Annotated in this window: 25 protein-coding genes, 1 pseudogene and 1 riboswitch; of the genes and pseudogenes, 7 read left to right on the top strand and 19 right to left on the bottom strand. The window is 73.7% G+C overall.

Annotated elements, in window-relative coordinates; translation table 11 throughout:
* Positions 1 to 82 precede the first annotated feature (82 nt).
* The 3 genes and pseudogenes from ACFV8H_RS04585 to ACFV8H_RS04575 all read right to left on the bottom strand — a co-directional run.
* Positions 83 to 1636, bottom strand: a complete 1554-nt coding sequence (locus tag ACFV8H_RS04585; protein ID WP_380396494.1) for an HD domain-containing phosphohydrolase — start codon at positions 1634 to 1636, stop codon at positions 83 to 85.
* 167 nt (positions 1637 to 1803) lie between these two features.
* Positions 1804 to 2178 (bottom strand): nuclear transport factor 2 family protein, encoded by a 375-nt coding sequence (locus ACFV8H_RS04580; protein ID WP_380396511.1) that lies wholly within the window; start codon positions 2176 to 2178, stop codon positions 1804 to 1806.
* Between the two features lie 87 nt (positions 2179 to 2265).
* Positions 2266 to 3444, bottom strand: a pseudogene (locus tag ACFV8H_RS04575) (MFS transporter); the annotation flags it as partial.
* Positions 3445 to 3664: 220 nt separating this feature from the next.
* On the opposite strand from ACFV8H_RS04575, the gene ACFV8H_RS04570 reads away from it, so the two are divergent.
* Entirely contained in the window at positions 3665 to 4231 is a 567-nt protein-coding gene (locus tag ACFV8H_RS04570; protein ID WP_380396493.1) for a TetR family transcriptional regulator, read from the top strand.
* A 46-nt stretch (positions 4232 to 4277) separates the two neighbouring features.
* Here the strand turns inward: ACFV8H_RS04570 and ACFV8H_RS04565 are convergent, their stop codons facing one another.
* The 3 genes from ACFV8H_RS04565 to ACFV8H_RS04555 all read right to left on the bottom strand — a co-directional run bounded on the left by ACFV8H_RS04565 (position 4278) and on the right by ACFV8H_RS04555 (position 8575).
* Positions 4278 to 4553 (bottom strand): hypothetical protein, encoded by a 276-nt coding sequence (locus ACFV8H_RS04565; protein WP_380396492.1) that lies wholly within the window; start codon positions 4551 to 4553, stop codon positions 4278 to 4280.
* A 236-nt stretch (positions 4554 to 4789) separates the two neighbouring features.
* Positions 4790 to 6604: an alkaline phosphatase family protein gene (locus ACFV8H_RS04560; protein WP_380396491.1), complete on the bottom strand. Its 1815-nt coding sequence runs from the start codon at positions 6602 to 6604 to the stop codon at positions 4790 to 4792.
* Positions 6605 to 6871: 267 nt separating this feature from the next.
* Positions 6872 to 8575, bottom strand: a complete 1704-nt coding sequence (locus tag ACFV8H_RS04555) for a serine hydrolase (RefSeq protein ID WP_380396490.1) — start codon at positions 8573 to 8575, stop codon at positions 6872 to 6874.
* A 251-nt stretch (positions 8576 to 8826) separates the two neighbouring features.
* Between ACFV8H_RS04555 and ACFV8H_RS04550 the strand changes: the two genes are divergently transcribed.
* Positions 8827 to 9987: a hypothetical protein gene (locus tag ACFV8H_RS04550; RefSeq protein ID WP_380396489.1), complete on the top strand. Its 1161-nt coding sequence runs from the start codon at positions 8827 to 8829 to the stop codon at positions 9985 to 9987.
* Between the two features lie 47 nt (positions 9988 to 10034).
* Here the strand turns inward: ACFV8H_RS04550 and ACFV8H_RS04545 are convergent, their stop codons facing one another.
* A complete protein-coding gene (locus ACFV8H_RS04545) occupies positions 10035 to 11144 on the bottom strand; it encodes an endonuclease/exonuclease/phosphatase family protein (protein ID WP_380396488.1) in 1110 nt (369 codons plus the stop codon).
* Positions 11145 to 11230: 86 nt separating this feature from the next.
* Between ACFV8H_RS04545 and ACFV8H_RS04540 the strand changes: the two genes are divergently transcribed.
* Positions 11231 to 11974, top strand: coding sequence for a response regulator transcription factor (locus ACFV8H_RS04540; protein WP_380396487.1), 744 nt, complete (start codon positions 11231 to 11233; stop codon positions 11972 to 11974).
* Positions 11967 to 13067: a sensor histidine kinase gene (locus ACFV8H_RS04535; protein ID WP_380396486.1), complete on the top strand. Its 1101-nt coding sequence runs from the start codon at positions 11967 to 11969 to the stop codon at positions 13065 to 13067. The genes ACFV8H_RS04540 and ACFV8H_RS04535 overlap by 8 nt, the downstream gene beginning before the upstream one ends.
* A 70-nt stretch (positions 13068 to 13137) precedes the next feature.
* On the opposite strand, the gene ACFV8H_RS04530 is transcribed toward ACFV8H_RS04535, so the two are convergent.
* Positions 13138 to 14181: a GlxA family transcriptional regulator gene (locus ACFV8H_RS04530; RefSeq protein WP_380396485.1), complete on the bottom strand. Its 1044-nt coding sequence runs from the start codon at positions 14179 to 14181 to the stop codon at positions 13138 to 13140.
* Between the two features lie 137 nt (positions 14182 to 14318).
* Between ACFV8H_RS04530 and ACFV8H_RS04525 the strand changes: the two genes are divergently transcribed.
* A complete protein-coding gene (locus ACFV8H_RS04525) occupies positions 14319 to 15242 on the top strand; it encodes an NADP-dependent oxidoreductase (protein WP_380396484.1) in 924 nt (307 codons plus the stop codon).
* A gap of 37 nt (positions 15243 to 15279) precedes the next feature.
* On the opposite strand, the gene ACFV8H_RS04520 is transcribed toward ACFV8H_RS04525, so the two are convergent.
* From ACFV8H_RS04520 to ACFV8H_RS04505, 4 genes are all read right to left on the bottom strand, one after another.
* Positions 15280 to 15639: a nuclear transport factor 2 family protein gene (locus ACFV8H_RS04520; protein WP_380396483.1), complete on the bottom strand. Its 360-nt coding sequence runs from the start codon at positions 15637 to 15639 to the stop codon at positions 15280 to 15282.
* A gap of 54 nt (positions 15640 to 15693) precedes the next feature.
* The gene (locus ACFV8H_RS04515) at positions 15694 to 16314 is read right to left on the bottom strand and encodes a TMEM175 family protein (protein ID WP_380396482.1); all 621 of its coding nucleotides are present in this window, start codon (positions 16312 to 16314) and stop codon (positions 15694 to 15696) included.
* A 75-nt stretch (positions 16315 to 16389) separates the two neighbouring features.
* Positions 16390 to 17541, bottom strand: coding sequence for an FAD-dependent oxidoreductase (locus ACFV8H_RS04510; RefSeq protein WP_380396481.1), 1152 nt, complete (start codon positions 17539 to 17541; stop codon positions 16390 to 16392).
* Between the two features lie 122 nt (positions 17542 to 17663).
* Positions 17664 to 18380, bottom strand: coding sequence for a TetR/AcrR family transcriptional regulator (locus ACFV8H_RS04505; protein WP_380396480.1), 717 nt, complete (start codon positions 18378 to 18380; stop codon positions 17664 to 17666).
* 152 nt (positions 18381 to 18532) lie between these two features.
* Here ACFV8H_RS04505 and ACFV8H_RS04500 point away from each other — a divergent pair, with 152 nt between their 5' ends.
* Both ACFV8H_RS04500 and ACFV8H_RS04495 read left to right on the top strand, forming a co-directional pair.
* On the top strand, positions 18533 to 18736 hold the full coding sequence (locus tag ACFV8H_RS04500) for a CsbD family protein (protein WP_380396479.1): 204 nt from the start codon (positions 18533 to 18535) through the stop codon (positions 18734 to 18736).
* Between the two features lie 56 nt (positions 18737 to 18792).
* Positions 18793 to 18954 carry a hypothetical protein gene (locus ACFV8H_RS04495; protein WP_380396478.1) on the top strand — a complete coding sequence of 54 codons (162 nt, stop codon included), beginning with the start codon at positions 18793 to 18795 and terminating at the stop codon, positions 18952 to 18954.
* 78 nt (positions 18955 to 19032) lie between these two features.
* Here ACFV8H_RS04495 and ACFV8H_RS04490 read toward each other — a convergent pair whose 3' ends face one another.
* From ACFV8H_RS04490 to ACFV8H_RS04460, 7 genes are all read right to left on the bottom strand, one after another.
* On the bottom strand, positions 19033 to 19806 hold the full coding sequence (locus tag ACFV8H_RS04490; RefSeq protein ID WP_380396477.1) for an enoyl-CoA hydratase: 774 nt from the start codon (positions 19804 to 19806) through the stop codon (positions 19033 to 19035).
* Entirely contained in the window at positions 19803 to 20684 is an 882-nt protein-coding gene (gene mmsB, locus ACFV8H_RS04485; RefSeq protein ID WP_380396476.1) for a 3-hydroxyisobutyrate dehydrogenase, read from the bottom strand. Before mmsB ends, ACFV8H_RS04490 begins: the two co-directional genes overlap by 4 nt.
* The gene (locus ACFV8H_RS04480) at positions 20681 to 21745 is read right to left on the bottom strand and encodes an enoyl-CoA hydratase/isomerase family protein (protein ID WP_380396475.1); all 1065 of its coding nucleotides are present in this window, start codon (positions 21743 to 21745) and stop codon (positions 20681 to 20683) included. Before ACFV8H_RS04480 ends, mmsB begins: the two co-directional genes overlap by 4 nt.
* Positions 21745 to 22890 (bottom strand): acyl-CoA dehydrogenase family protein, encoded by a 1146-nt coding sequence (locus ACFV8H_RS04475; RefSeq protein WP_380396474.1) that lies wholly within the window; start codon positions 22888 to 22890, stop codon positions 21745 to 21747. The genes ACFV8H_RS04480 and ACFV8H_RS04475 overlap by 1 nt, the downstream gene beginning before the upstream one ends.
* Positions 22891 to 22895: 5 nt before the next feature.
* Complete coding sequence (locus ACFV8H_RS04470) at positions 22896 to 24395, bottom strand: CoA-acylating methylmalonate-semialdehyde dehydrogenase (protein ID WP_380396473.1); 1500 nt, start codon at positions 24393 to 24395, stop codon at positions 22896 to 22898.
* 196 nt (positions 24396 to 24591) lie between these two features.
* Positions 24592 to 24783: riboswitch (cobalamin riboswitch) on the bottom strand.
* 241 nt (positions 24784 to 25024) lie between these two features.
* Entirely contained in the window at positions 25025 to 25246 is a 222-nt protein-coding gene (locus tag ACFV8H_RS04465; RefSeq protein ID WP_380396472.1) for a hypothetical protein, read from the bottom strand.
* 146 nt (positions 25247 to 25392) lie between these two features.
* Positions 25393 to 26784, bottom strand: a complete 1392-nt coding sequence (locus ACFV8H_RS04460) for a short-chain fatty acyl-CoA regulator family protein (RefSeq protein WP_380396471.1) — start codon at positions 26782 to 26784, stop codon at positions 25393 to 25395.
* Between the last annotated feature and the right edge of the window lie 43 nt (positions 26785 to 26827).

Raw genomic sequence — 26827 nt, 5'->3', positions numbered from 1 at the left:
GTGCCGTGCCCGGCACATGGGGCGGATGCCTCATCTTCGGCATCTTCCTCCGGGCCGTCGTCTCCCGGAGCCGGCCCCGCTCTCAGAGCAGACCGTGCTGCACCGCGAAGAGGCAGGCCGAGGCCCGGGTCGAGGTCCCGATCTTGGCGTAGATGTGCTCGATGTGGTTGCGCGCGGTCTTGGGGGAGATCACCAGCCGTGCGGCGATCTCCTTGCTGGAGCAGCCGCGGGCCAGCAGCCGCAGCACGTCGATCTCGCGGGTGGTCAGGCCCGCGGGCCCGGCGCCGCGCCGGGGCGTGCGGTGCCCGGCGGCCGCGAGGACCGCGGCGACCGCCTCGCCGTCCAGGCGTCCGGCGGCGACCTCGGCGTGCAGCTGCGCGGCGGCCTCCGCCGCCTGGAGCGCCGCCCGGTGCGGGCGCGGCTCGATCATCGACCGGTACGCGTCCGCGACGCCCAGGATCCGGCTCGGCCAGGAGATCGCGCCGCCCGCGAGCCCGCGCGGGTAGCCGGAGCCGTCGAGCCGCTCGCGGTACTGCACGGCGACCTCGCCCAGGGGGGCGAGCGCCGGGGACTGCCGAAGCATCCGCTCCGTCAGATAGGGCTGCAACCGGACCCGTTCCCACTCCCCCGCGCCCAGCGGTCCCGGTTTGTCCCAGATCGCGTTGGAGACGCCGAGGCGGCCCAGGCCGTGCACCAGGCCGGCCCGGCGCAGCGTCGTCACCTCGGCCGGATCCATCCGCAGCCCGAGCGCCGCCGCCTCGGCCAGCGCCGCCACGGCACGGCCGTGGCCCAGCGTGTACGGGGACTTCAGATCCACGAAGTCGGCGACCGCGAGCAGCGCCGCGTCGAACTCCTCCTCCCCGAGCCGCACGCCGAGCGCGGGCTCGGCCCCGATCACCGCCTCCCAGGTACGGACCGTGTCCAGTCCGCCCACGATCTCCTCGGGCTCGCGGCAGAACTCGGCCGTGAGTCCGGGATCGAACTGCGTCCCCGCCCGACGCCTGGCCAGCGCCGTGGCCGCGCCGGTCCCGCCGATCCGGTGTGCCACCTCGACGTACTCGGACAGCTGAGCGAGCCGGGAGGGCAACGGGACGGCCTCTCCCTTGAGCTCTCCCGGCCAGCCGCGTCCGTCCCACTGCTCGTACGAGCAGGCCACCGCCTCCTGCACGGCGTCCGGCAGACCGAGCCGTCGGGCGAGTTCGCGGGCCAGCGCCGAGTGCGAGCTGATCATCCCGTTCATCTCGCGGAACCCGCCGAGCGTGAACTCCAGGCCGACCCGGAACCGGTGCAGCGGCGGATTGCCCGATCCGATCAACCGCAGCGTCGCCGCCGCACCCGCCAGACTGCGCTGCTCGTAGGCGTACTTGCCGGCCTTCAACGTGATGTCGTCGCCGAACCACTTCGCCTGCTCGTGCGCGTCCGAATGGCAGCCGACATTGACCAGCAACGCGGTGTAGTAGACGACCAACCGGGTGTCGTCGTCCAGGCCGAGCCGCTCGGCCAGTCGCAACGCGATCAGGCACTGGCGCAGCACGTGCTCCATCGGCTGGCCGAACCCCAGGTCCACGCCAAGGGAGAGCGCGGCCACCAGCTCCGCCAGACGCACCCCCGCTCCGCCCGTCGCGCGGCTCGTCACCGTCACCACGCTACGCCCCCGCGCGCCCTGATCTCGATCGGTGGAGGTCTCCCCCTTCCGTCGGACGCGGCCCGCTGCCGGCGAGACCGTGGTGCGCGCCCTCGACCTCCGCTCCGTCCGGGCCTGGAACGCAGCCGACCGGCCCCTGGGCGGACGGGTTGAGGTGGTCAGCCGGTCAACTGGGCCTGGAAGACCGCGCTGTTGAAGTACGCCCTGGCCTCCCGGATGAGGCCGGTGTCGTCCAGTTCGTAGACGTTGATGCCGGACCAGTTGACCGGCTTGCCGTCCAGGGCGACGGCGGCGCCGCGCCAGGAGACGGCGACGTGGTGGCCGACGGTGTGGGCCTCCAGGGGCGTGAGGCCGAGGAAGGGCCGGAAGTTGGGCAGCACGGAGGCGATGAACTCGTGGATCGCTGCGCGTCCGGTGATCGGCGCGGTGCCGACGGGGTCGTGGAAGACGCCGTTCTCGGCGAAGGCGGCCGCCCAGGCGTCGGCGTCGCCGTCCTGGGAGGCGCGGAAGAACTGGAGGACGGCGGCGGGCATGGCGGGGAAGGTCATGGAAGGTCCTTTCGGATGGTGGAGCGGGAGGGTCGGGGGCGTGGAAGCGGCGGAGGCCCGGCGGCCGTTCACCCGGCCTCGGCCGGGGGCGTTGACGGCGTCTCCGGACGGCCGGGTCGACGCAGTCGCGGCGAGGGCGACGGCCGCGGCGAGGGCGATGAGGGCGCACACCCCCGGCCAGTCGTACCGGGCGTGGACCCGGATGCCCAGCCAGGACCCGGCACTGCCGCCGAGGAACGAGCAGGTCATGTAGGCGGTGTTCAGTCGGCTCCGGGCCGCCGGGTTCAGGGCGAAGATCCGGGCCTGGTTGGCGACCTGGCTGCACTGCACCGCCACGTCCAGCAGCAGGAGGCCGACGACGAGCCCGGCCAGGCCGATCGCTCCGCCCGCCGCGCCCGCGGTGAGCACGGCGGCCGCGGCGAGGGTGGCCGCGATGCACCAGCCGTTCACCCGGTCCGGGCCGTGCCGGTCGACCCAGCGGCCGGCGGCCGGGGCGCAGAACATGCTGGCCGCGCCGATCAGGGCCAGCAGGCCGACCGCCTGGGCGCCCAGGCGGTAGTGCGGCCCGGTGAGCAGCAGGGCGAGTGCCGTCCAGGCGGCGCTGAACCCGGCGAAGAGGGTGGCCTGGTAGAGCGCGGAGCGGCGCAGGGCCGGCTCGGTGCCGAGCATCCGTACGGTGTCGGCGAGCAGCGCCGGGTACCGCTCGCGGGTGGCGGGCGCGGTGCTGGGCAGGACCAGGGCGAGGACGAGCGCGAGCAGGCCGGTGAGCCCGGCGGCGACCAGGTAGGGGGCGCGCCAGCCGAGGTGGTCGCCGAGCACGCCGCCGAAGGTGCGGGCCAGCAGGATCCCGCCGATCAGGCCGCCCTGGAGGGTGCCGATCACGGCGCCGCGCCGGTCGGGTGCGACGAGGCCGGCCGCCAGGGGCAGCAGCAGTTGCGGGACGACCGTGGCCAGGCCGACGACGGCACCGGCCGCGAGCAGGAGACCGCTGCTCGGGGCGAGCCCGGCGGCCAGCAGTGCGCAGCCCGTCACGGCCAGCAGCGCGCTGATCAACGGGCGGCGGGGCAGCCGGTCGCCGAGCGGGACGAGCAGGAAGATCCCGGCGGCGTAGCCGAGTTGGGTGACCGTGGCCACGCCCGCCGCCGCGCCCGGCGCGATGCCGAAGCCGTCGGCGACGAGCGGGGCGAGGGCCTGCGGGAAGTAGACGTTCGCCACGCTGACCCCGCAGGCCAGCGCCATCACCAGCGGCATCCGCCGGCCCAGCTCGGCGGGCGGCGACGGAACTGGCACGGGCGGGGCGGATGCAGGCGGGGCGGATGCGGGCGAGGCGGGCACGAGCGAGGTAGGCGCGGGCGGATCGGTCCTGGGCATCACCACTCCATTCGAACGAACCAGTTGGTTCGGAAGCTCGAAGAGAGCGTCGCAGACCGCCGCGGGATCGTCAAACGAACCGGTTCGTTACCATCGCTCCATGGCCTACGACTCGACGGCGACCAAAGAGCGGATCCTCACGGCGGCGGCCGCCGAATTCGCCGCCCACGGCGTCGCCGGCGCCCGGGTGGACCGCATCGCCGCCCAGGCCCGGGCCAACAAGCGGGCGATCTACGACTACTTCGGCGACAAGGACAAGCTCTTCGCCGCCGTCCTCGAACGCCTGATGGCCGACCTCGCCGAGGCCGTCCCGCCCGGCGACGACGACCTGCCCGCCTACGCCGAGCGCCTCTTCGACTACCACCGCGCCCACCCCGAGGCACTGCGGCTGCTCATGTGGGAGGCCCTCGAACTCGGCGACGGGCCCGTCCCCGGCGAGGAGGCCCGCACCCGCCACTACCAGGACAAGCTCCGGGCCGCCCAGGGCAGCGGCGACCCCCGCACCCGCCTGTTCTTCGCCCTCGGCCTGGTCGGCTGGAGCCTGGCCATGCCCCAGCTCCGCCGCATGGTCTTCGGCCCCGACCACAGCCTGGACGAGCTCCGCTCCGACATCGCCCGCGCGGTCGGGACCCTCCCCGCCCCGGACACGTCGGCCGAGCAGGCGTAGCCCCCAGACGGGCCGCTGGGACGATGTTCGCCGTCCCGCCCCGCCCTCACTTCGACACCGCGCCGCCCGGTGTCGCCCGCCGGGTGACCTTCACGCCGGGCAGCGGGGCGGCGGCCGAGGTCCGGACCGACGACGGTGGGGCGCCGCAGCGGTGCGGGGCGCGGGGCGCCGGGGTGAGCTGCCAGCACCCCCTGAAACGATCGGAGTTGTGCACCCCGATCGCGCGATGGAAGCCGAAGGCGGCCGCCGCGAGCAGCAGCACGGCGGTGACGGTCAGCAGGATGCGGGCGCGCACGGACAACCCGGCGGTCGACACGGACAAGGCCACTCCCGGTCTCGATTTCACCGGAATGGTCTCAACCAATCGCCGAACTCCGCAGCGATTCGGGCAAGTTGCCTGTCAGGTCCAGCTCAGATCCAGCTCAGCTCCGGCTCAGGTCCAGCTCAGCGGCACGGTCGGTCACGCCCGTGGCCGTCGGCGGCCGCACCCCGGACGGGGGAAGGGCAAAGGGCCTGCCCAGACTTCTCCGGGCAGACCCCCTCGGCTCTCGCCCGTCGTCAGCCGACGGTGACGGTGAACGGACCGGCCAGCACCGAGTAGCCGTCGTTGGCCAGGAGGTACGCGTCGTACCGGCCCGCGCCGCCGAGCTTGCCACTGGCGAAGGTGAGGGCGCCGCTCTGGTTCGGAGCGTAGGACCAGGTCAGCGAGGAGCGGGAGCCCGGGGTGACGCCCGCCGGGTAGAAGCCGATCCAGTTCTTGGCCCCGGCCTGGGCGGCGGTGGGCAGGGCGTAGCGCAGGGTGAGGTTGCCGCCGGCGGCGACCGCGTTGAGGTCGCCGGTCAGGGTCGGGCCGGTCGCGGTGGACGGCGCGAACGCGGCGTTCAGCGGCGTCGCGTAGGTGTCGTTGGCGGTCAGGCCGGGCAGTCCGAGGGCGGACTCGAAGGTCCGGCCGATGCCGTAGTGGTCGTAGTGCAGCGGGCTGCTGGTCCCGGCCGGAACGGTGCCCTGGGAGCCGACGACGACGGTGGCCAGGTGGTTGTAGCCCTCGTTCTGGCTCTCGTCCCAGGTCAGCACGAGCAGCGAGCGCTGCTGGGTCCAGGCCGGGGAGGACAGCACCGGGGCGAGGGTCTGCTGCAGCCAGCCGTCCTGGGTCTTGAGGCTGGTGGCGCTGCCGTTGCCGGAGGCCTCGCCGTCGTAGTAGTCGTCGGCGGCGATCCAGGAGAAGTTCGGCGTGGTGGCCGCCGACTTGAGGTCGGTGGTCAGCTGCGAGGTGTCGAACAGGTGGGCCGCGCAGCGGGCCGGGTTGCCGCTGATGTCGGTGTAGTTGATGAACGGCGCGTCGTCGGGCATGTAAGAGCTGTCGTAGGCCTTGGTGGTGTTGCAGGGCGTGCCCATGCCCTGCTCGTAGGCCTTCCAGGTCTTGCCGGCGTCCTCGATGGTGTCGCCGAGGTTGCGCTGCGGGGAGTTGATGTTGGGCCAGTAGGTGGCGCCCTTGGTGTAGGTGTCGCCGCCCGCGATCGCCAGGTAGTTCTCGTCGCTGGGGTGGTAGACGCCGTGCGAGTCGGTGAGGGTGGCGCCCTGGGACATCAGGCTGTGGATGAACGGGGTGTCCGCCGGGTCGTTCATGATCTGGGCGTAGTCGGTGTTCTCCATCATCACGGTGAACACGTGGTCGTAGCCCGGCACTCGGGAGGCCGGCGGGGCGATCGGCGCGGGCGCGGCGACCGGGGTGTCGAGGGTGAGCGAGAGGTTGTCCAGGTAGCCGGTCTCGTTCGTGGTGGAGAGGAACTGCACCTCGACCTGGATCGAGCGGGTCCCGGCCGGGACGGCGCCGGTGGCGTTGCGGGAGAGGAACTTGGTGCCCAGGCCGCGGTCGGTCGCGGAGACGGTCGGCAGCTTGGCGGTGGCGCCGATCGGGTTGCCGCCGGCGTCCTGGAAGTGCAGGCTCACCGCGGCGTAGCCGCCGTACGTGGTCCAACCGCCCAGCCAGCCGGCCAGGTTGTAGTGCACTTCGGCGCCGTCGATCGCGGTGGCCGCCGAGGAGACGTCGACGGTCTGGCTCATCGAGCCGTCCCCGAAGTTGCCCGGTGCGAAGAAGGCCTTGCCGGCGCTCTGCCCGTCGCCCGGCAGGCCGAAGGAGCCGACCGTGGAGCACATCACGTCGATCCCGCCGGCCTGGACGGTCCAGCCCGGGACGGTGGTGGCGGCGCTCCAGTCGTTGGTGCAGTAGCCGCCGGCCTCGGCGTCGCCGTTGACGATCAGGTTGCCGCTGCCGCCCGCCGCCTGGGCGCCGGCGGGGGCGCCGACGACCAGTGCGCCGACGAGCGGGAGGGTGGCGAGCAGTCCGCCGAAGGGGCTCCAGCGAAGTCGCATGGGGGTACCTCGTCCCGTGTGGTTGCGTGAGGGTGAGTGCCGGTGGCGGTGCACCACGGGCGGGACACAGAAGTACCGGTTCCGCGCCGCCCGGGGAAGGGCGCGCGGGCGAACACGGGCCGAACTTGGTCAGACAACTTCGCGCAGCGGGCCCCGCACCGCCCTCCCGGGGGCGGCCGACGGACGGTCCGTCGCAGCTCCGGGGGCGGTCGGGGCCCGGTGGCCTCACGCACAGGACGTCAGGAACGGGACGCCGAGAAGCGGGTGTCAGGAACGGGTGAAGGTCCCGAGGCCGTCCACGTCCAGCTGCTCGACGACCACCTTGGCGGCCCGCCCGTCGCCGCCGACCGTGAAGGTCACCCCGGACAGGCCGACCGCGTTCTCGCCCTTGCTGGCGAAGCTGAACACGTCGCCGTCGAAGTGCGTCAGCGGGTACCGCAGCCCGGCGGGCCCCACCGTCATCACCAGCCCGCCGTCCTGCTCACCGACGGTCAGCGGCCCGTAGTAGCCGCTGCCGTACGTCCCGGTGTAGGCGGAGTTCGGCTTGGCCGGGGCGGCGCCGGCCGGGGGCTTGGTGTAGTCGGTCTTCGAGACGGGGCTCGCCGCGGCGGCGGGGACCACCTTCCCGAGGAAGGACAGCCAGTCAACCGTCTCGTGACCGTTCTGGGCGAGGTCGAAGAACTCCTCGGCGACCGCCTCCGGGACGCCGGTCGGCTGGCCGTTGGTCAGCACCACGATCCCCAGCTGCTCGGAGGGCAGCAGGGTCACCGTGGTCGCCGCGCCCAGCTCGAAGCCGCCGGAGTGGTTCAGCCGCAACCGCCCTTCGGCGTCGGTGTTCACGTTCCAGCCCAGGCCGTAGAAGCCCGCCGTGGCGGCCGGCGCCCTCGGCGGGCTGTTGACGTAGTGCGGGGTGCGGGTCTCGTTCAGGGCCGCCGGGTCGATCACCGCCCGGCCCTCGAACTTCCCGTCGGCGAGCTGCAACCGCATCCAGCGGGCGAGGTCCTGCACGGTGGAGCTCACCCCGCCGGCCGGGGACTGCGAGTCGGCGTTCTCGGTGGTGCTGACCTGCCAGCCGCCGTCCGTCTTCACGTGCGGCGCCGCCTTGTTGCCCGCGGCGTCGTAGTCGGAGCGCCGCGAGCTGGTGGAGCCCATCCCCAGCGGCTTGTAGAGGACGTCCGCCGCGAGGTCCTCCCAGGCCACCCCTTTGGCCTTGGCGACGGCCACCGCCGCCTCGGTCAGGCCGTAGTTGGTGTAGGCGTAGGTCGCCCGGAACGGGCTGAGCGGCTGGTCGCGCAGGTGCTGGACGATGTAGTCGCGCTGGTAGCCGAGGTCCTCCAGCAGGTCACCGGCGTGGTCGGGCAGGCCGCTGCGGTGCGAGAACAGGTCGGCGATCGTCACGTGGTCCGTCACGTACGGGTCGGCCAGCGCGAAGCCCGGGTCGTGGGAGGTGACCGGGTCGTCCCAGGTGGCGACCTTCTGGCCGACCGCCCCGGCGACCACCGTCGAGGAGATCGGCTTGGAGACCGAGGCCAGCTGGAACACGGTGTCCGGGTCCACCTGGTCGGGCTTGCCGAGCTGCCGGACGCCGAAGCCCTTCGCGTGGATCACCTTGTCCTGGTACACCACGGCGACCGCCACCCCGGGGACGCCGGTCTTCGCCATGGCGTCCTGCACGTAGCCGTCGATCCGGCCCACGGCGGAGTTCACCTGCTGGTCCGTCAGCTGCGGCGCCGGCTGGGCGGGCGGCGCGGTGGCCGGGGCGGAGGAGGGCGCGGCGGAGGGGGACTGCGTGGGCGCGGCCTCGGGGTCGGTGGCGGCCGCCGAGGTGCACCCGGCGAGCAGCGGGCCGCTCAGCAGCAGGGCCGCCAGCGCCGGTGCGCCCACGGCCCGGCCGGGGCCGTGGGCGGTGCGGCGGGCTGCGAGGCCGGCTGGGTGGCCGGCAGCGTGGCGGGCTGCGCCGTGACGATCCATCGGGGTCCTCCCTCGTCAAGGCGGCGCGGCACCAGGTCCGTCGGTGCCGCCGTCCGCCGTACGGCGGGAGTGTGAACGTCGGCACGCGCCCCAGGCCGCCGCCGCGCGCTGTCCCCCACGGAATCCACCCGTCCGGCGGCGGGCTGCGGCACAGCAGCGGAAGCTCCGGGCCGCCGAGGGTCTGGTCACGCGTGCCCGGGCCTGCCAAGCTCTCAGGCGCCAACCGGCCCGAACGATCAGGAGAACGACGGATGCGACTGCTCGGACCGATACGGTCCCTGTCCCGCTGGCTCACGGTGGCGGCGCTGATCCTGGGCGGCCTGACCCTCGCGGTCGCCCCGGCCGCACAGGCGGCCCAGCCTGCCCGGACCGTACAGGCCTCGCAGACCTCGCAGACCTTGCAGGCCTCGCAGGCCTCGCAGGCCTCGCAGGCCTCGCAGGCCGCCGGCACGACGACGATCTGCGGCTACACCCCGGTGCCCACCGGCTGGGTGATCGTCAGTGAGCAGTGGTCCGGGTGCAGCGGCTACGGGCTGTTCACCATCGCCGACGCCTCGGCCCTGACCTCCGTCCAGGCCTGCTCGAACGGGCCGGTGCCGAGCGGCTGGGTGATCACCGCGATGCAGAGCGGCGCCGGGACCTGCGGGAGCTACCCGCTGTACTCGCTGCTCAAGGTCACCACCCAGACCGTCCTCCAGGACTGCGGACAGTCCCCGATCCCGCCGGGCTGGGTGATCACCGCCATCCAGACCGTCTCCCCGGCCTGCGGCACCTACAGCACGTACACCCTGGTCCCGCTGGGCGACCGGACCAGTGTCCAGGCCTGCGGGAACTGGCCCGTGCCCACGGGGTGGGTGATCACCGCGATGCAGAACGGCGCGGGCTGCGGCAACTACCCGCTGTACTCGCTGCTCAAGGTCACCACCCAGACCACCCTCCAGGACTGCGGACAGTCCGCCCTCCCCAGCGGCTGGGTGATCACCGCCATCCAGACCACCTCCGCCGCCTGCGGCACCTACGGGACGTACACCATCGTCCAGTTGTCGAACCAGAGCAGCATCCAGGCCTGCGGCAACTCGCCCGTGCCCACCGGCTGGGTGATCACCTCGACCCAGAACGGCGTGGGCTGCGGCAACTACCCGCTGTACTCGCTGCTCAAGGTCACCACCCAGACCACCCTCCAGGACTGCGCGCAGTCCGCCGTCCCGGCGGGCTGGGTGATCACCGCGATCCAGAGCAACTCCTCGCTCTGCGGCACCTACGGGACGTACACCATCGTCAAGGTCACCGACCAGACCAGCATGCAGGTCTGCGGGCCCTCCACGATTCCGGCCGGCTGGGTCGTCAGCCGGCAGGGCTCCGGCGCCCAGTGCGGCGTCTACGTCGTCTACACCATCACCAAGTCGGCCTGATCCGACCGCAGTTCGGACTCCCGCCCGCCCCGACCGGGGCGGGCGGTTCACCACCGGACGCCGGCCGCCACCGGCAGGTGGTCGCTGCCGTCGTCCGGCAGAACCCGGGAGTAGGTCACCGTCACACCGCGGAGCAGGATCTGGTCGATCCGCACCATCGGGAAGGAGGCCGGGTAGGTGAATCCGAAGCCGTCCCCGGCCGTGTCCTGGGCCGAGCGCATCCCGGCGGTGAGGCCGGCGAGCGCGCGGTCGTCCAGGGTGCCGTTCAGGTCGCCGAGCAGCAGCACCCGCTCGCTCCGGTCGGCGGCGAGGGAGCGGCCGAGGGCCTGCACGCCGATGTCGCGGGAGGCCGTCCAGAAGCCGGTGGCGGGAGTCACTCGGACGGACCCCAGATGCGCGACGTAGACCGTCAGCGGCCCCCGGGCGGTGGTCACCGTGGTGCGCAGCGCCCGGTTCTCAGCCAGGTCGCGGGCGGCCGGCGCGCGCTCCGCCAGCGGCCCGTAGTTCATCACGTCGATCGGCTCGGCCTCGCCCAGCGGCAGCCTGCTCCAGAGGCCGACGGTGCCCAGCACCACGTGGTACGGGTACGCCGCCGCCAGCCCCCGCTCGTACGCTCCCGCCGCCTGCGGGGTGAGCTCCACCAGGGCCAGCAGGTCCGCGCCGGAGCCGGCCAGGTGGCGTGCGGTGGCGTCCGGGTCCGGGTTGTCGGCGTTCACGTTCTGCTCGGCCACGGTGAGGTCGCCGCCCGGGCGGGACTTGTCGGTGAGCAGGCCGCCGAAGAGGTTCAGCCACGTCGCGACCGGCAGCAACAGCGCCAGCACGGCGGCGGCGGAGCGCCGCCACAACGCGGCGGCCAGCAGCAGCGGGACGAACAGGCCGAACCACGGCAGGAGGTTCTCCACCAGGCTGCCGAGGTGCCACCCGGCGTTCGGGACCTGCGCGTGCAGCAGCAGGAGCAGGCCGAGCAGCAGCGCCAGCGCGGTGAGGACCGGCCCCCGCTTCCAGGGCTCCGGCCGGGCGGTGGCGCGGAGCACCCGGAGCACCCGGAGCGGCGCCGCGCGCCGGGCGCCGGGCTCCCCCGGTCCTGCGGTCGGCTCCGTCGTCCGCTCCGCACGGTCGTGCGCGGCCGTTCTCGTCCTGCCCTGCTCGTGGTTCATGCCGCCAGTCAACGCAACGGTCCGTTGCCCCGGCGTATGCGTTTTCCGATACGCGGACGATAGGCGCCGGCTCGTAGCATCGGGGGATGCGAGTGCTGATCGTCGAGGACGAGCTCTACCTGGCCGAGGCCATCCGGGACGGTCTGCGGCTGGAGGCGATCGCGGCCGACATCGCGGGGGACGGGGACACCGCGCTGGAGTTGCTCGCCGTCAACGCCTACGACATCGCCGTCCTCGACCGGGACGTCCCCGGGACCTCCGGGGACGAGATCGCCCGGCGCATCGTCGCCTCCGGCAGCGGCCAGCCGATCCTGATGCTCACCGCGGCCGACCGGCTCGACGACAAGGCCTCCGGGTTCGAACTGGGCGCCGACGACTACCTCACCAAGCCCTTCGAGCTGCGCGAACTCGCCCTCCGGCTCCGGGCCCTGGACCGCAGGCGCGGCCACAGCAGGCCGCCGGTACGGGAGCTCGCGGGCCTGCGGGTGGACCCGTTCCGGCGCGAGGTCCACCGGGACGGCCGGTTCGTCGCACTGACCAGGAAGCAGTTCGCCGTGCTCGACGTCCTGGTCGCCGCGGAGGGCGGCGTGGTCAGCTCCGAGGAGCTGCTGGAACGGGCCTGGGACGAGAACGCCGACCCGTTGACGAACGCCGTGCGGATCACCGTCTCGGCCCTGCGCAAGCGGCTCGGCGAGCCGTGGATCATCGCCACCGTGCCGGGCGTCGGCTACCGCATCGACGCGCCGCCGCCCGGATCCGGCTCCGGCTCCGGCCCCGGCTCCGCATACGGCTCCCGCTCCGGCCCCGAGGGCGGCGGGCCGCGTGGGTAGGGCGCCCGGGCCGAGCGTCCGGCTGAAACTCACCCTCAGCTACGCCGGGTTCCTGATGGTCGCCGCGGTCCTGCTGCTCACCGCGGTCTGGCTGTTCCTGCTGCGGTACGTCCCCGACCGGGCGTTCCTCATCCCCGGCTCCACCGACCTCCCGACCCGCGGGGTGTTCCCGGTCCGCTCCAACCTGCTGCGCGTCTTCGCCCCGCGGGCCGCCCTGGTGCTGGCGTTCCTGCTGGTGTTCGGCCTGGTCGGCGGGTGGGTCCTGGCCGGCCGGGTCCTGGCCCCGCTGAGCCGCATCACGGCTGCCACCAGGCTGGCCTCGACTGGATCTCTCGCCCACCGGATCCGGCTGCCGGGCCGCGCGGACGAGTTCCGCGAGCTCGCCGACGCCTTCGACACCATGCTGGACCGGCTCGAAGCCCACGTCGGCGAGCAGCAGCGGTTCGCCGCCAACGCCTCGCACGAGCTGCGCACCCCGCTGGCCACCTCCAAAGCGCTCCTCGACGTCGCCCGGAGCGACCCCGACCGGGACCCCGGCGTGGTCATCGACCGCCTCCACATCGTCAACGCCCGGGCGATCGAACTCACCGAGGCGCTGCTCCTGCTCAGCCGGGCCGGCCAGCGCTCCTACACCCGTGAACCGGTCGACCTGTCCCTGCTGGCGGAGGAGGCGGCCGAGACCCTGCTGCCGCTCGCGGAACGGCACGGCGTCACCGTGGAGACCTCCGGCAGCGCCGCCCCCACCGCCGGTTCCCCGGCGCTGCTGCTCCAGCTGACCGTGAACCTGGTGCACAACGCGATCGTCCACAACCTGCCCGCGGGCGGCACCGTACGGGTCGACACCCGGGTCCGCCCGGGGGCCGCGCTGCTCGTCGTCGAGAACACCGGCGAGACGCTCGCCCCGGAGCTGGTCGCGACGCTCACCGAGCCGTTCCAGCGCGGCATCGGGCGCGTCCGCAACCACCACGCGGGCGTCGGGCTGGGCCTGGCGATCGTCCGGTCCATCGCCGAGGCCCACGACGGGACGCTCACCCTCGGTCCGCGCCCGGGCGGCGGGCTGCGCGTCACGGTGGAGCTGCCCGCGCCGCCCTGACCGGGCCCGGCCACCTGGGCACGGCCACCTGGGCCCAGCCATCCGGGCACGCGCGACCGGCCGGAGGCGGTCACCTGAGCGCGGCCACCCGGTCGTCCGTGCCGAAGGTGCGGCGGTAGGAGGCGGGCGAGATGCCGAAGGTCGCCCGCATGTGGGCGCGCAGGGAGTTCGCGGTGCCGAAGCCCGCCCGGTGGGCGACCAGGTCGATGGGCAGGTCCGTGGTCTCCAGGAGCTGTTTGGCCAGTTCGAGCCGCTGGGCGGTGAGCCACTGGACCGGGGTCATGCCGACCTCGTCGCGGAAGCGCCGGGTGAAGGACCGCAGGCTCATCCGGGCGTGCTCGGCGAGCCTGGTGAGCGGCAGCGGCTCGTCGAGGTGGGCGAGCGCCCAGGCCCGGGTGGCGGTGGTGTCCGCGATGGTGGGGTCGGGGACGGGACGGTCGATGTACTGGGCCTGCCCGCCGTCCCGCCACGGCGGCACGACGCACATCCGGGCGACCCGGTTGGCGGTGGCCGCGCCGTGGTCGCGGCGGATGAGGTGCAGGCAGAGGTCGACGCCCGCGGCCACCCCGGCGGAGGTGAGCACGTCGCCGTCGTCGACGAAGAGCACCTCCTCGTCGACCTTGACCGCGGGGTAGGCCCGGCGGAACTCGGGGGCGAGGTTCCAGTGGGTGGTGGCCGGCCGGCCGTCGAGCAGTCCGGCCGCGGCGAGCACGTAGGAGCCGGAGCAGATCGACACCAGCCGGGTGCCGGGGCGGATCCGGGCGACGGCCGCGGCGACCTCGGGCGGCAGCGGGCCGCCGGTGCCCAGCTCGGGCATCGCATGGGTGGGCGGGATCACCACGGTGTCCGCCGCGGCCAGGGCCTCGGGCCCGGCGGCGGGCTGCACGGTGAAGCCCGCGTCACTGAGGACGGCCGCCCCGTCGGCGGTGCAGACCGTGACCTCGTAGAGCCGACGGCCCTCGACGTCCTCCGCGCTGCCGAACACCCGGGAGGGGATGCCCAGCTCGAACGGCGGGACCCCGGGCAGGGCCAGCACCGCGACCCGGTGCGGATCGGGCGCCATCGGCGCCGGTTCCGAGCAGTTCCGCGGGCCCTCCGGCCGGATCCTTGCCATGGCCAGATCCTGTCACATAGTGGCCGGACGGCCAACCCCGCGCTGGTCCCGGGCACGGAATGGTTGACCTCGTTGCGCCGGGCAGGCCCGGCAGTGGAACGGATCGACCGGATCCGACGAGAGCAAGGCGTACGGACATGCGTGCAGTCGTGGTGGAGCAGTGGGGCGGCCCGGAGCAGCTGGTGGAGCGGGAGCTGGCGCGGCCCGAGCCGGGGATGAACGAGGTCCTGGTGAAGGTGCACGCGGCCGGGGTGAACCCGGTGGACTGGAAGACCAGGGCGAGCGGGGCGCTCATCGAGTGGGGCGAGGTGCCGGCGGTCGGCTGGGACGTCTCCGGCACGGTGGAGGCCGTCGGCCCCGGGGTGAGCAACCACCGCCCCGGCGACGAGGTCTACGGCATGCCGCTGTTCCCGCGCCAGGCGGGCGGCTACGCCGAGTACGTCGTCGCCCCGGCCCGGCACCTCGCCCCGAAGCCGGCCGGTCTGTCGCACGTGGAGGCGGCGGCGCTGCCGCTGGCCGGGCTGACCGCCTGGCAGGCCCTGGTCGACGCGGCCGACGTGCGCCCCGGCGAGCGGGTGCTGGTGCACGCGGCGGCCGGTGGCGTCGGCCACCTGGCGGTCCAGATCGCGAAGGCGCGCGGCGCGTACGTCATCGGCACGGCCAGCGCGGGCAAGCACGACCTGGTGCGCGACCTGGGTGCGGACGAGGTGGTCGACTACCGCGAGGTCCGCTTCGAGGAGGCCGTGTCCGACGTGGACGTGGTGCTCGACGGGCTCGGCGGCGAGACCGCCGAACGGTCCATGAAGGTGCTGCGTCCCGGCGGCCGGCTGATCACCCTGCCCGGCCCGGGCGACGTCCCCGCGGCGCGGGACGGCGTCAGCGCGAGCTGGGTCCTGGTCGAGCCCGACCACCTGGGCCTGCGCGAGCTCACCGCCCTCGCCGAGCGGGGCGCACTGCGGCCCGTGGTCGAGGCCGTCCTCCCGCTCGACCAGGCCGCCAAGGCCCATGAGCTCGGCGAGCAGGGCCGCACCACCGGCAAGATCGTCCTGACCGTCGTCTGACGGGCCCGGTACGGCGGCGGTGACGGCCGGACAGGGCCTACGCCTCCGGCCCGTACGCGCCGAGGCCGTGGCAGACCAGGCCGTCGCGGAAGGTGAGCACCTCCGCGACGGCCCGGCCGCGCTCGTTGCGGTAGTTGATGACGAGGGTGTCCACGGAGGCCCGGACGTCCTCGACGGTGAAGTGCAGGTCGGGCAGGTGCTGGAGGCCCTTGCGCCAGTAGACGCGCAGGGCCTCCTTGCCGCGCACCTCGCCGGACGGGTCGCCGATCAGCTCGACGATCCGGGGCGAGGCGAAGACGACGTCCTCGGTGAAGTGGGCGAGGATGCGCTCCAGGTCGTGGGAGTTCCAGGCGGCGGCCCAGTCCTGGGCGAAGCGGGTGGCGAAGGCGTGGTCCATGGCCCGGACGCTACGACAACCGCCGCTCCCCCGGCCGTGGTTTCCGCGATCCGGTCAGGCCCCCTGCGCCAGCAGCGGCACCCGCACCTGGTTGAACCCGTAGTAGACGGCCAGCAGCCCGTGGACGGCGAGGGCGGCCGGGGCGGAGAGGAAGGCCAGCGCGACGGTGAGCGGGTAGACCACCAGCCCCAGTTCGAACCGCCAACGGGCGGCCCGGGCCGCCGGCACGTCCACCTGCTCGTCGAAGCAGCGGCCGGTGCGCGTGACGTGGTTCCAGAAGGCGGAGAACAGCACCGCCTGACCGACCATCACCGCGCCGTACACGGCCGCCGCGACGTTCGCCGCCGAGCCGTTGCGCAGGTTCTGCGCGACCACGGCGGTCGGGAACGGCAGCACGGAGATCAGCATGAGCAGCAGCAGGTTGAGGAACATCAGGGTGCGGTCGACCCGGGCGAGGTGGGCGAACAGGGTGTGGTGGTTCACCCAGACCACCCCGATCACCAGGAAGCTCACCACGTACGCGAAGTAGGACGGCCACTGCGCCCCGAGCGCCCGCCACAGCTCCGCCGCCCCGTGCGCCTGCGGGATCTTGATCTCCAGCACCAGCAGGGTGATCGCGATCGCGAACACCCCGTCGCTGAACGCCTCGATCCGGCCCGTGTCCCTGGTCTCCACCGGGCGAGCATCTCAGCCGGGCGGCCGCACCCCGCCGCGCAACGCGCCAGGAGCACCGGCGCGCCGGTCAGCCGGTCACTCGGCCGCGGGGGCGGGGGCGGGGGCGGAGGTGAAGAACTCGACCATCCGGTCGAGCCCGTCCTCGCCGAACATCGACTCCAGGCTGGCGGCGGAGTCCGCGGCGGACGCCTCGGCGCACGGGAACAGGGCCGTCTCGTAGGCGGCCAGCGCGGCCGCGGTGTCGCCGGGGTGGGCGACCAGGGCCGCGGCGAGTTCGGCGCCGTCGAGCATCGCCAGGTTGGCGCCCTCACCCGCGAACGGGGACATCAGGTGGGCCGCGTCCCCGAGGAGCGTCACGCCCGGGGTCGGCTCCCAGCGGTGGCCGACCGGTAGGGCGTGGATGCGGCGCGGGGTGAGGGTGTCCGCGTCGGCGACCAGGGCGCGCAGGTCGTCGTGCCAGCCGTCGAAGCGGTCGAGGACGCCGGCCCGGGCGGCGGCGAGGTCGGTGAAGTCGACGGTGTCGAGCCAGCCCTCGTCGGCCCGCACGGCTGCGTAGACGTGGAGGCTGCCGTCGCTCTCCCGGTGCGCGAGGAAGCCGCGGCCGCCGCCCAGGCCGAGGAAGAAGCCCCCGCCGATCAGGGCGGCGCTGCGCGGGTGGCGGGCGTCGGCGTCGTGCAGGTCGGCCTCGGCGAAGGAGATGCCGGTGTAGGCGGGTACGGCGTCGGAGAGCAGCGGCCGCACCCGGGACCAGGCGCCGTCGGCGCCGATCAGGAGGTCGGTGGTGACGGTGGACCCGTCGGCAAAGGTCACCTCGTGGCGGCCGTCGCCGAGCGGTCGGACGCCGGTGGCCTTGCTCCCCCAGCGGACGGTGTCCTCGGGCAGCGAGGCCAGCAGCAGGTCGCGCAGGTCGCCGCGGTCGACCTCGGGGCGGCCGCCGGTGCCGTCGTCCTGCTCCGCGACGCGGACCACGGCGTCGGGGCCGACCAGGCGCATCTCCTGGCCGCCCGCGTGGACGAGCCCCAGGAAGTCCTCGTACAGGCCGGCGGCCCGCAGCGCCCGCTGACCGGTCTCCTCGTGGATGTCGAGCATGCCGCCCTGGGACCGGGCGGCGGCGGAGGCCTCCAGTTCGAAGACGACGGCCGGGACGCCGTGGACGTGCAGCACGCGGGCGGCGGTGAGACCGCCGAGACCGCCGCCGATGATCGCGATGGGGTGGTGGGTGCTCATGGGTGCCTCCTGAGGATTGACCGGACTCCTCCACGGTAACGAACATGTTCGTTCCGAACAAGTTCGTCGATGGGCATGTCGACGCCCAGCACCCCGGACGCCCGGGCCCCGAGTCAGCGGGTTCAGCCCTCCGCGCCCGGGACCGGCGTCCCGGTGATGCCGTTGACCAGCACGTCGAAGCCCCAGCGCAGGCGCTGCTCGGCCGAGCCGCCGACCAGGACGGGCATGTGCGCCCGGATCGCCGGGTGGGTGCCCTCGTCCACCGTCCGCAGGGCCCGGGTGGTGGCGCTCCAGGCCTCGTCGGACGCCGGGTCCTGCGCCTGCGTCGCGTGCTCGGCGGCCGTGGCGGTGGCGTCCTGGAGCAGCTTGTCCACGCCCCAGGCGACCTGCTCCCGGGGGGCGCCGCTGCGGGACAGCAGGCCGAGGACGCACTCCACCAGTCGCAGGTAGTTCTCGCCGCTGGGCCGCGCCACGACGGCCGAGCGGGCGAGCTGGGGGTGCGCGAAGAGCACGGCGGTGTAGGAGGCCAGGACGGCACGCAGCCGCTCGCGCCAGTCGTCCCCCTCGACGGCCGCGGCGCCGTCGGGGCGCCCGCCGGTCAGGTCGACCTCCCCCAGCAGGGCGTCCAGGACGGCGGCGTGCAGCTCGGCGGTGTTGGCCAGGTAGACGTACAGCGAGGCCGGGCCGGTGTCCAGCTCCGCGGCCAGGCGGCGCATGGTGACCTTCTCCAGCCCCTCCGCCCGCATGACCCGTACGGCGGTGTCGACGATCCACCGACGGGACAGGGCGGGCTTCGCCGGGCGCTCCCGGCGGCTGATCGGCTCTCTTCTCGCGGTCATCCCCCGATCGTAACGAACGCGTTCGAGGCGGCCCGGGCCCGCCCGGACACCGATCCGCCCCGGTGCATGGAAGGGCGATTACGGGGCAAACGGAGACGAACAGCGGCGACGGAGCCACGTCGCCGACGAACGAGGGACCATGGGAGGACCGGATGGGCAGCCTGTCGAACAAGGCGCGGGAGCTGGCCGGCAAGGCCAAGGAGAAGGCCGGGGACGTGACCGGCGACCAGAAGCTCAAGGGCGAGGGTCAGGCCGATCAGGTCGAATCGAAGGCCGAGCAGGCCGCGGACGACGTCAAGGACGCCGTGCGCGGCGCCGCCGACCGGGTCAAGGGCGCCTTCGGGCGCGAGCGCTGACGGCGGCGCCCACCGGCGGGCACGAGGACGAGGCGAGGAAGCGGAAGGGGAACGACATGGCACTGCTCCTGTTCATCCTGCTCATCGCGGTGGTGTTCGGCTTCGTGGGCGTCCTGGTGAAGGGGCTGCTGTGGCTGCTCCTGATCGGGATCGTCCTCTTCGTGGGCGGCCTGGTGTTCGGCGGCCTGCGGCTCGGCGGCCGACGCGCCGGGAGGTAGGACGCGGCCATCGGGGAAGGGCCGGGGCCGGGTCGATCACCCGACCCCGGCCCCGGCCTCGGCCCGCCGCCCCCGGCGTCAGCGGTTCTCGAACTTCGGCGCCCGCTTCTCGGCGAAGGCGGCCATGCCCTCCTTCTGGTCAGCCGCGGCGAACACCGAGTGGAACAGCCGGCGTTCGAAGCGGACGCCCTCGGCGAGCGCCGTCTCGAAGGAGCGGTTGACGCTCTCCTTGAGCATGACCGCCGCCGGGGTGGACATCGCCGCGACGGTCTCGGCGGTGGCCAGCGCCTCGGTGAGCAGCTGGTCGGCCGGGACGATCCGGGCGACCAGGCCGGCCCGCTCGGCCTCCTCGGCGCCCATCATCCGGCCGGTGAGGCACAGGTCCATCGCCTTGGCCTTGCCGACGGCGCGGGTGAGGCGCTGCGAGCCGCCGATACCCGGGATCACCCCGAGCTTGATCTCCGGCTGGCCGAACTTCGCGGTGTCCGCGGCCAGCAGGATGTCGCACATCATCGCCAACTCGCAGCCGCCGCCCAGCGCGTAGCCCGCGACCGCCGCGACCACGGGCTTGCGCAGGGCCGCGAAGCGGTCCCAGGCGGCGAACCAGTCGCCGAGGTAGGCGTCGACGAAGTCGAGGGACTGCATCTCCTTGATGTCCGCACCGGCCGCGAAGGCCTTCGCCGAGCCGGTCAGCAGCAGGCAGCCGATCTCCGGGTCCCGGTCGAACTCCGTTGCCGCCGCGACGACTTCGTTCATCAGCCGGGTGTTCAGCGCGTTCAGCGCCTTCGGCCGGTCGAGGGTGATCAGCCCGACCCGGCCCTTGCGCTCGACCAGGATCGTCCCGTACGTCATACGCGCTCCCTCAGCGTGGTGATGATGGCGGAGAAGTCCAGACCGCCGCCCTCGCCCCGGGCGAAGTCGGCGAACAACTCGGCTGCCCGGCGGCCGAGTTCGGTCGGCGCGGCGGTCGCGGTGGCGGCGTCGGCGGCCAGCCCCAGGTCCTTGGCCATCAGGGCGGCCGCGAACCCGGCGGCGTAGTCGCGGTTGGCCGGGCTGGTCGGCACCGGCCCGGGGACGGGGCAGTTGGTGGTGAGCGCCCAGCACTGGCCGGAGGCGGTGGAGGCGACCTCGTAGAGCGCCTGGTGGCTGAGGCCGAGGCGCTCGCCGAGGACGAAGGCCTCGCTCACCGCGATCATCGAGACGCCGAGGATCATGTTGTTGCAGATCTTCGCGGCCTGCCCTGCGCCGGAGCCTCCGCAGTGCACCACCTTGCGGCCCATCGCGGCCAGCACCGGTTCCGCCTCGGCGAACTCGGCCTCATCCCCGCCGGCCATGAAGGTCAGGCTCGCGGCCTCGGCTCCGGGGACGCCGCCGGAGACCGGCGCGTCCACGGCCCGGTGCCCGACCGTACGGGCGAGGTCCGCGGCCACCCGGGCGTCGCCGACCGCGACGGTGGAGCAGTCCACGAACAGCGCCCCGCTCGCCGCGAGCGTCAACTCCTCGTAGGCATCCAGGACATGACGTCCCGTCGGCAGCATGGTGAGCACCACCTCGGCGTCGGTGACGGCCTCCGCCGCCGAGCCGGCCACCGTCACGCCGTGGGCGGCCGCCCGCTCCCGGGCGGCGGCCGAGAGGTCGTAACCGGTCACCCGGTGACCGGCCTTGACCAGGTTGGCGGCCATCGGGCCGCCCATGTTGCCGAGTCCGACGAATCCGATCGCGAGGGTCACCAGCGCTCCAGGGGTGTGGTGGCGGCGAGGCCGAGTTCGCGCTCGCCGAGCGGGGCGAAGTAGCGGGCCACGACGGCGTCCTCGACCTCGGCCAGGGTGGCCGGGTGCCAGCGCGGTGAGCGGTCCTTGTCGATCACCTGGGCCCGGATGCCCTCCGCGAGGTCCGGGGTGGCGAGTGCCGCGCAGGAGATCCGGTACTCCTGGTCGAGCACCGCTTCCAGCGGGCCGAGCGCCCGGGCCCGGCGCAGGGCGGCGAGCGTCGCCTTCACGGCGCTCGGGGAGTTGGCCGCGATCCGGTCGGCGGCCGCCTTCGCCTCCGGTTCGCCGCTGTCGCCGAGCCGGTCGAGGATCTCCTCGACGGAACCGGCCGCGTAGCAGCGGTCGATCCAACCCCGCTGCCCGGCCAGCGGACCGGGCGGCGCGGCGGCGACGTGCCGTTCCAGGGCGTCGTGCACGGGTCGTTCGGCCAGGTCGTCCAGCAGCGCCGGGAGGCGTTCGGCGGGGACGTGGTGGTCGGCGAGCCCGCAGAGCAGGGCGTCCGCGGCGCCGACGGAGCCGGCCGTCAGGGCCAGGTGGGTGCCGAGTTCGCCGGGGGCGAGGGCGAGCAGGTAGGTGCCGCCGACGTCGGGGACGAAGCCGATCCCGGTCTCCGGCAGGGCGATCCTGGTGCGTTCGGTGACGATCCGGACGCTGCCGTGGGCGGAGACGCCGACTCCGCCGCCCATCACGATGCCGTCCATCACGGCCACGTAGGGCTTGGGGTAGCGGGCGATCCGGGCGTTGAGGTGGTACTCGTCGCGCCAGAACTCCTCGGCGGCGCCCTGATCCCCGCCGGAGGCGGCGCGGTGGATGGCCACGATGTCGCCGCCCGCGCAGAGCCCGCGCTCGCCGGCGCCGGTGATCACCACGGTGGCCACGGCCGGGTCGTGCTCCCAGTCGTCCAGGGCGCGCGCGATGCGCCGGACCATGCCGTGGGTGAGGGCGTTGAGCGCCTTGGGGCGGTTGAGGACGATCAGCCCGGCCCGGCCCTCGCGGTGGACCAGGACCTCCTCGGCACTCATCAGGCGGCTCCGATCAGACCGCGGGCGACGATGACGCGCATGATCTCGTTGGTCCCTTCCAGGATCTGGTGCACCCGCAGGTCGCGGACGATCTTCTCGATGCCGTACTCGGCCAGGTAGCCGTAGCCGCCGTGGAGTTGGAGCGCCTGGTTGGCCACCTCGAAGCCGGTGTCGGTGGCGTGCCGCTTGGCCATCGCGCACAGCTGCGGTGCCCGCCGGTCGCCCCGGTCCAGAGCCGCGGCGGCCCGCCAGAGCAGCGCCCGGGCGGCCTCCAACTCGGTGGCCATGTCGGCGAGCCGGAACTGCAGCGCCTGGGTGTGCAGCAGCCGGGCGCCGAAGGCCTCCCGGTCGGCGAGGTGGACGGTGGTGCGTTCCAGGGCGCTCTGGGCACCGCCGAGCGAGCAGGCGGCGATGCCGAGCCGGCCGCCGTTCAGGCCGGCCATGGCGATCCGGAAGCCCTCGCCCTCGCCGCCGAGCAGGCGGTCGGCGGGCAGCCGGACGCCGTCCAGGACGACCTGGCGGGTGGGCTGGGCGTTCCAGCCCATCTTCCGCTCGTCGGGGCCGAAGGAGAGCCCGGGGTCGTCCCGCTCCACCACGAAGGCGGACACCCCGGCGGCGCCCGGGCCGCCGGTGCGCGCCATCACCACGTACACCCGGGCCGCGCCCGCGCCGGAGATGAACTGCTTGACGCCGTCCAGCACCCAGTGGTCGCCGTCGCGCACCGCCCGGGTGGCGAGCGCGGCGGCGTCGGAGCCGGCGCCGGGTTCGGTGAGGCAGTAGCTGCCCAGGTCCTCGGCGGTGCAGAGCGCGGGCAGCCAGCGGTGGCGCTGGTCCTCGCTGCCGTAGCGGTCGACCATCCAGCCGACCATGTTGTGGATGGACAGGTAGGCGGCAACGGACGGGCAGCCGCCCGCCAGTGCCTCGAAGGCCACCACGCCGTCGAGCCGGGAGAGTTGGGAGCCGCCGACGTCCTCCCGGACGTAGACCCCGGCGAGGCCGAGGTCGGCGGCCTTGCGCAGCACGTCCACCGGGAAGTGCTTGGTCCGGTCCCACTCGACCGCGTGCGGGGCCAGGCACTCGGCGGCGAAGGCTCCGACGGCCTCGGCGATCGCGACCTGATCCTCCGTCAGTTCACTGGTGTGCACGGCGTTCACCCCATCGTCGGCATGGTGAAGCTCGCGCCCTCCTTGACCCCGGAGGGCCAGCGCGAGGTGACGGTGCGGGTGCGGGTGTAGAAGCGGATCGAGTCCGGACCGTGCTGGTTGAGGTCGCCGAAGGCGGAGCGCTTCCAGCCGCCGAAGGTGTGGTAGGCGATCGGCACCGGGATCGGCACGTTGACACCGACCATGCCGGTGTTCACCCGGCGGGCGAAGTCCCGGGCGGTGTCGCCGTCCCGGGTGTAGATGGCCACGCCGTTGCCGAACTCGTGCTCGCTGGGCAGCCGCAGCGCCTCCTCGTAGTCGGCGGCGCGGACCACGGTGAGCACCGGGCCGAAGATCTCCTCCCGGTGGACGCGCATCTCCGGGGTCACCCGGTCGAACAGCGAGGCGCCGAGGAAGTAACCGCCCTCGTGGCCCTCCAGCCGGAAGTCCCGCCCGTCGACGACGAGTTCGGCGCCCTCCCGGACCCCGAGGTCGAGGTACCCGCGGACCCGCTCCAGCGCGTCGGCGCCGACCAGCGGGCCGAAGTCAGCCGCCGGATCGTCCGAGCGGCCGACCTTGAGCGCGGCGATCCGCTCGACCAGCTTGGCCACCAGCGCGTCCGCGGTCTCCTCCCCCACCGGGACGGCCACCGAGATCGCCATGCAGCGCTCCCCCGCCGAGCCGTAGCCGGCGCCGATCAGCGCGTCGGCGGCCTGGTCGAGGTCCGCGTCCGGCATCACGATCATGTGGTTCTTCGCGCCACCGAAGCACTGCGCCCGCTTCCCGTGGGCGGCCGCCGTCGCATAGACGTACTGGGCGATCGGAGTGGAGCCGACGAAGCCGACGGCCTGCACCCGCTCGTCCTCCAGCAGGGTGTCCACCGCCTCCTTGCCACCGTTGACCACGTTGAGCACGCCCGGCGGCAGCCCGGCCTCCAGAAACAGCTCGGCCAGCCGCAGCGGCACCGACGGGTCCCGCTCGGAGGGCTTGAGAACGAAGGAGTTGCCGCAGGCCAGCGCGGGCGCGGCCTTCCACAGCGGGATCATCGCCGGGAAGTTGAACGGCGTGATACCGGCGACCACGCCGAGCGGCTGGCGCATCGAGTAGACGTCGATGCCGGTGCCGGCGTTGTCGGTGAACTCGCCCTTCAACAGGTGCGGGATCCCGGCGGCGAACTCCACCACCTCCAGGCCGCGTTGGAGGTCACCGTGGGCGTCGGCCACGGTCTTGCCGTGCTCGGCGGAGAGCAGCCGGGCCAGTTCCTCCTTCTCCTGCTCGACCAGTTGCAGGAAGCGCAGCAGCACCCGCGCCCGCCGCTGCGGGTTCCAGGCCGCCCACGCGGGCTGGGCCTGGGCGGCGTCGGCGATCACCGCCTCGACCTCGGCCCAGTCGGCCAGCGGCACCCGGGCCTGCACCCGGCCGGTGTTGGGGTCGAAGACGTCGCCGTAGCGGCCGGACGTCCCGGCGACGCGCTTGCCGCCGATGAAGTGGGTCAGTTCGCGGACCATCGGTTCCTTCTCTCGTCACGGGTGGGGAGAGGAGGAATGGAGAGAGCACGCCGCGGCATCGGACGTACGGTCGTACGCCCTTGCGGCAGGCGTTAAGTGACGAACCGTCAGGGGCGATGGGCCCCGACGGTCGGCAGCACGGCAGCGGAGCGGGAACAGCGGCCCGGAGTCATGCGTGTCGTCTCCATCCTCGTGGAAAACACGGATCATCCGCGGCCGGTATCCTGACTCCCGGATCCACGCCCGCCCCCTGGCCTTCCCGGCTGGCTGCCAGTGGCCGTCATCTGCGAGGACGAACTCCCCGGTCACAGTGGCGGGACCGTGCCGGACTCACACCGGCTTCCCTGACACCGCGGACCTGCCGTCGACCATATAGTTGGACGTCCTAGTAAGTCCAGACCCACCGCCGCGCGGCGCGGGCCCGAACGGTCACAGGGCCGCGACGGGTCACAGGGCCAGGACGGGCCGGTGGTGGTCGAGCCACAGCGCAAGGTCGGCCACGCGTTCCCGTAGAGCGAGGTGTCCATGCCCCCGACACCGATCGGCGAGTCCCGGGCCGCGACCACGGCCCTTCGCCGGACCGGCGGCGGGTCATCGGACCGCCGCCCCCGGGGGCCGTTCGATCGCGGTCAGCCGGCCGAAGCCGCCGAGAGGTCCAGCAGTCCCTCCTTGGCCTGGCGCACCAGGTCGCGGAACTGGTCCTCGCTCATCCGGATCTGCTGACCGAAGTCGTCGGTGATCCTCACCCGCCGGTCCGCCGGGGCCTCCCGGTCCAGGAACACCTGGGGGCAACCGCAGTTGCAGTTGCCGCAGAACGTCGCGAAGGGCTGTGGCGTCTCGTCGCCGGCCATCCGTCCCACCTCACTTCCGCCCGTGGCACACGGGGCTTCCGGGCAGGCGATGCCCTCCGATCGATACCGCCAAACCCGCTGGCAGGAAAGGTGGTTGTACTCGTCCGACGGCCCTCCGGGGGCTTCCTCGCCCCGTGCGGCACCGCTCAGGAGGACGCCGGGTACGGGACGAAGGTGCTGGTGTGCTCGTCGACGGCCAGCGGGCGGCCGATCGCCGGGGCCGAGCGCTGGGCGCAGGCCGGGCGTTCGCAGACCTTGCAGCCCAGGCCGATCGGGGTGGCGGCGGCCTCGTCGGCCAGGTCCAGGCCCGCGGAGTACACCAGCCGTCCCGCGTGCCGGAGTTCGCAGCCGAGGCCGATCGCGAAGGTCTTGCCGGGTCGGCCCCAGCCACCGGGCGAGCGGGTGACGGCCCGGGCCGTCCACAGGTAGCGGCGCCCGTCCGGCATGGCGGCGACCTGGACGTGGACCCGGCCCGGGGCGGCGAAGGCGTCGTAGACGTTCCACAGCGGGCAGGTGCCGCCGGTGCGGGAGAAGTGGAAGGGCGTGGCGGACTGCCGCTTGGAGACGTTCCCGGCCCGGTCGACCCGGACGAAGGAGAACGGCACCCCGCGCAGACCGGGGCGCTGGCAGGTGCTGAGGCGGTGGCAGACCGTCTCGTAGCCGACGCCGAAGTGGTCGGCGAGGTGCTCGATGTCGTAGCGGGCGGACTCGGCCTCGGCGTGGAACGCGGCGTAGGGCAGGACGAGGGCGGCGGCGAAGTAGTTGGCCAGGCCGATCCGGGTGAGCGAGTGCGCGGCCGAGCCTTCGGGGCTGTCCTGGGCAGCGAGTTCGGAGAGCAGCGCGTCGTGTTCCAGGTAGCCGAGCTGGGTGGCCAGCCGGAAGGCCTGCTGGCCGGGGCGCAGCCGGTCCGACAGCCGCAGGGTCCGGGTCCGCGGCTCGTACCGGTGCAGCTGCTCCCCGCCGGAGGCGAGCCGTACGCCGTGCACGTCGGCCAGCCGCTCGGCCAGCACCGCCCGCACCCCGCCGCGCCGCAGCCGGATCTCGCCCGCCAACTCCTCGGCTGCCGTGTCGAGTTCATGGACGTAGTTCTGCCGGCGGTAGAAGAACTCGCGGACCTCCTCGTGCGGGGTCCGGGTGTCGGCGGCCGGACCCCGGTCCCCCGCGAGGACGGCGAGCTGCTCGGCCAGGGCGCGCCGTCCCCGCCCGAGGTCGGTCAACAGCCGTGCCACGGCGGGCAGTCGGGTGGCGACCTCGTCGAGGTCACCGGGGGTGATCCGGCCGGCCGCGAGCTCCTCGCCGAGGCCGTCGCGCAGTTCGGCGGCGAGCCGGGCGCTGTCCGGTGGGGCGAAGTACCCGGCCTCCACGCCGAACGCCTCGGTGAGCCGCAGCAGCACCGCGACGGTCAGCGGGCGGGCGTCGTGCTCCAGCTGGTTGAGGTAGCTGGGCGAGAGGTCGATCATCCGCGCCGTGGCGGCCTGGCTCAGTCCGCGTTCCTCCCGGAGCCGGCGCAGCCTGGCCCCGGCGAAGGCCTTCCCCATCGTCCCGCACCTCCGTGTCCGGCCGTCGGGTCGGGCCGGTGCG

The sequence above is a fragment of the Kitasatospora sp. NPDC059827 genome (assembly GCF_042731675.1).
Lineage (GTDB): Bacteria > Actinomycetota > Actinomycetes > Streptomycetales > Streptomycetaceae > Kitasatospora.
The sequence above is the reverse complement of the archived record's forward strand: the minus strand, read 5'-3'. Positions and strand labels throughout refer to the sequence as shown.